Source organism: Arthrobacter sp., from assembly GCF_031179385.1.
Taxonomy (GTDB): Bacteria; Actinomycetota; Actinomycetes; order Actinomycetales; family Micrococcaceae; genus Arthrobacter_D.
This window is the reverse complement of sequence record NZ_JAPSHV010000190.1, coordinates 1-3,417: the sequence shown is the minus strand read 5'-3', so window position 1 is coordinate 3,417 and position 3,417 is coordinate 1. Positions and strand designations below refer to the sequence as shown.

General features: G+C 66.7%; 5 protein-coding genes. 2 read left to right on the top strand and 3 right to left on the bottom strand.

Annotated features, from left to right (window positions below; genetic code table 11):
• A partial coding sequence (locus RIF85_RS15220; protein WP_309072747.1) for a DUF1684 domain-containing protein occupies positions 1-356 on the bottom strand: 356 nt, incomplete at its 3' end.
• 39 nt (positions 357-395) lie between these two features.
• Here RIF85_RS15220 and RIF85_RS15215 point away from each other — a divergent pair.
• Positions 396-1,148 (top strand): sulfite exporter TauE/SafE family protein, encoded by a 753-nt coding sequence (locus tag RIF85_RS15215; RefSeq protein WP_309072746.1) that lies wholly within the window; start codon positions 396-398, stop codon positions 1,146-1,148.
• A 90-nt stretch (positions 1,149-1,238) separates the two neighbouring features.
• Entirely contained in the window at positions 1,239-2,495 is a 1,257-nt protein-coding gene (locus RIF85_RS15210; RefSeq protein WP_309072745.1) for a DUF6350 family protein, read from the top strand.
• Positions 2,496-2,500: 5 nt separating this feature from the next.
• Here RIF85_RS15210 and RIF85_RS15205 read toward each other — a convergent pair whose 3' ends face one another.
• Together RIF85_RS15205 and RIF85_RS15200 are read right to left on the bottom strand one after the other, a co-directional pair.
• Positions 2,501-2,938: an SRPBCC family protein gene (locus RIF85_RS15205; protein ID WP_309072744.1), complete on the bottom strand. Its 438-nt coding sequence runs from the start codon at positions 2,936-2,938 to the stop codon at positions 2,501-2,503.
• Entirely contained in the window at positions 2,923-3,405 is a 483-nt protein-coding gene (locus RIF85_RS15200) for a hypothetical protein (RefSeq protein WP_309072743.1), read from the bottom strand. Before RIF85_RS15200 ends, RIF85_RS15205 begins: the two co-directional genes overlap by 16 nt.
• Between the last annotated feature and the right edge of the window lie 12 nt (positions 3,406-3,417).

The following is a 3,417-nucleotide window of genomic DNA, read 5'->3' as shown; positions in this document are numbered from 1 at the left end:
AGCGCAAGCCTGCCGACGCCGTCGAGCACCACAGTGCCGAGCCGCTCGAAGGGCACCACCCCATCGGTTCCGGTCGGGACCTCCATGTGCTGGCCGGCGCCGTCGTCGTCGATGTTCGCCTCGAAGCGGAAGTCGGGGTCGTAGGGAGCCACCGGCAGGCCGGCGAAGTTCCGCTGGACCTCGGCGGAGAGGGGCGACGCCGGATGGCCGGCGAAGAGCCTGTCTCGGCCGGTGCGCCAGTGGGCGTGGGCGAGGGCAGGGGAGCCGGTCGCCGCTGTATCCCGGACCTCCCGGTAGAGCGCAAAGACCTCCCGGCGCCAGTGTGCAGTGTTGAGGACCGTCGCAGCATGGCTCATCGTGCCAGCGTAACCGTTGCCCCGGCGTACTGTATCCAAGTGACGTTAGCGCTCTTCATCCTCGTTCTGGCACTCATCGTGGTGGGTGCGGTCGCCCAGCGCATTGCCGGACTGGGCTTCGCGCTGCTCGTCTCTCCCTTTCTTGTGCTGATCCTCGGCCCGCATGAGGGTGTGCTCCTCATCAACATCTGTGGAGTCGTCTCCTCCGCTCTCATCACCCCCCGTGTGTGGAAGGACATCGACTGGGGCATGTTCCGGTGGCTGGCCATTCCGGCGGTGTTAGGTTCCGTCGCGGGGTCTTTCGCGGCGGTGGGGCTGCCGAGCGCGCCGCTCGCGGTGACAGTGGGCGCCGTCGTGCTGGTGGCCCTGACCGCTTCGCTGCTGCTGCAGCGCTCCTCCGTGGTGCTGACGGGGAACCGTTCGAAGGCCGTTGCGGGACTTGCTTCCGGCCTGACCAACTCCATGGCCGGTGTGGGCGGGCCGGCCGTGAGCGCCTACGCGCTGCTGTCGCGGTGGCCGCAACGGCCGTTCGCCGCCACCCTGCAGCCCTTCTTCACCGTGATCGGCTCAGCCACCATACTGGTCAAACTCCTCATTGACCCGGGTGGAGTGCCGCCTCTTGAAACCTGGATGTGGATCCTCATACCCCTGTCGATCATCGTGGGGATCCTTGCGGGGGAGCGCCTCGCCAAGTACATCCGTGACCGGCACGCCCGGTTCGCCGTCGTCGTCATAGCTTTCCTGGGGGCTGCCACAGCGCTCATCAAGGGCATCATCGACCTGCTCGGCTGACGTTCCGGCATGCGCCGGCTCCAGTGCCCGTGAGCCAGGTCGCCGAGTCGTTCAGCGGCGGGTACCGCAGCCGGTGGCACCATGGAAGGGATGAAACTCCCCACCAAGCCCCGTGCGATTCCCATGCCCCTGTGGCTGCAGGGTGCCTTCGAGCTGGGACAGGCCGCAGTTATTTCCGCGCTGATTGTCCTGATCCCTCTCGGCGCCGCGTGGCTGACGGGTGGTTTCGCCGGACGTGACGCGTTGGGAACTGTGCAGCTCGCTGCACAGTCCTGGTTGGTGCTGCACGGTGTGCCGCTGCAGCTCACACTCCCCGAGGGCGGTTCGAGTCTTCTCTGGGCAGTGCCCCTCGGACTCACCCTGATCCCGTTCCTCCTCGCATGGCGCGCAGGCCGGCGTCTTGCCCGTGCCTCCTATACGGACCAGCTCTGGCAGGCACTCCTCGGCGCCCTGGCCGTTTATGCCCTCTTCGGGTTCGGAGCTGCCTACCTGGCCGACGACGGCGCTACCTCAGCGTCGCCCGTGGCTGCCGCCTGCCTGCCGCTCATCGCAGCCGGTGCGGGCATGATCATCGGCGCCTACCGCGAAGCGGGTTCCTGGGGGCGGCTGATCGGCGTGAACCTCGCTGACTGGATTGCGACGACGAGCCAGTCCTCCCGTTGGGCGGGTTCCTACGTCTGGTCCGCCGTTCGCGCCGCTTTCCTGGCGACGGTTTCTGCGCTCGGGTTGTCGGCCCTCCTGCTGGCCGTGGCGCTGGCTATTCACTGGGCGGCGATCGCCACAATCTACGAGAGGCTCGACGCCGGAATAGTCGGCAGCGCCGTCATAACAGTCGGCCAGCTCGGCTTCCTGCCCAACCTCATGGTGTGGAGCCTCGCATGGTCCTCCGGAGCAGGCTTCGCGCTGGGGGCAGGCAGCTCCATCAGCCCGTTGGCGACTACAGCGGGGCCGCTGCCCGCGGTGCCCATTCTCGGCGCCGTTCCGTCGGGACCGCTGGAGTATGGGCTGGTTGCGCTCGCGATACCCGTCGCAGCGGGCGTCCTGGCGGGCTGGTGGTTCTTCCGCGAAGGCGAGAACCATTTCGATGAGTGGCTCCAGCTGAAGGTGAGCGCGCGCTGGTTCACAGCCGCGGTGTCGTCGGTGACGCTGGGGTTGTTCGTGGGTGTGTTGGCCGGTGTCGCCACGGCCTTGTTGGCCCTGCTGTCGCGGGCTTCGCTGGGAGTTGGACGGTTCGTTGACCTTGGCCCCGATCCGGTGTGGACGGGACTGTGGGTGGCGGCAGAGGTGGCGGCCGGCGTCGTCATTGGTTATGCGGCCGGGCCGCTGCTGGAGCGGGAGTCGCGCTAAGCCACTCAGCTCGACTCAAGCAGCCGCTTCAGGTTCTGCAGATCCTTCGAATTCGCTGTGTGCATCGACTTCCCAAGGAGGGGGCCGAGCAGCCGGAAGAACCCGCGTGGACGTCCGGTGTTACGCAATTCCATCCGGGTGGTGGATGGTCCGGCGGCCTCCCAGCTGTAGGTGGTCTGCATCGGGAAAGGTCCCTCGGACGTACGCATCACAAGCCGCTCCAAAGGATCGAACTGCGCGATTTCGTAGACGTAGGAAAGCGTCCGGCCCAGGAACCTCGCAGAGAAGGCCACGCGCGAACCTACCTCGAGGACGGGCTCGGTCAGCCACCGGGAGGAATCAATGTTCACGTACCACTCGGGCGCGTTCGCGGGATCTGCCGCATAGGGCGCCACCTGCTGGAGTGGGCGGTCGATCGTGATGGAGGTTACGACGTCGACCATGGGTCCTCCTGTCCGGGAGCTAACGAGCGAGGTTCCAGCAAGCCGTTCAGGTTGCGCAGGTCCTCCTCGCACTGCCGTTGCGCCTTCGAGGTAAGGGCAGAGGCCATGCATTCCTCGTACTGGGCCGTCAACGGCCACAGCAGTACGGCCGCGCCCGTCGCCATGGTGAGCAGGAGGCTGGCGACCAGGCCCACCGTCGTCGAGACCCGCACCAGCGCGGGGGCTTTCTGCCGCACGAGGTTGACCATGGCGAGGATCCCGACCGTGAGGGCTGCCAGGCCGAAAAGAAGGCCGAGCACCTTCCAGGGCAGCGGGAAATTTGCGGTGAGGAGAGTGCCGAGGAGGAGCAACATGAAGACGCGCAACAGTCTCCGCGTTTCTGCGAGCTCCTTGTCCGACGGCGGCGAAGACTGCCGTGACGGCTTGGTGGGCCGTGCCGAAGGGTTGGAAGGCGCAGGATTGTTCATGGTTCAACCCTA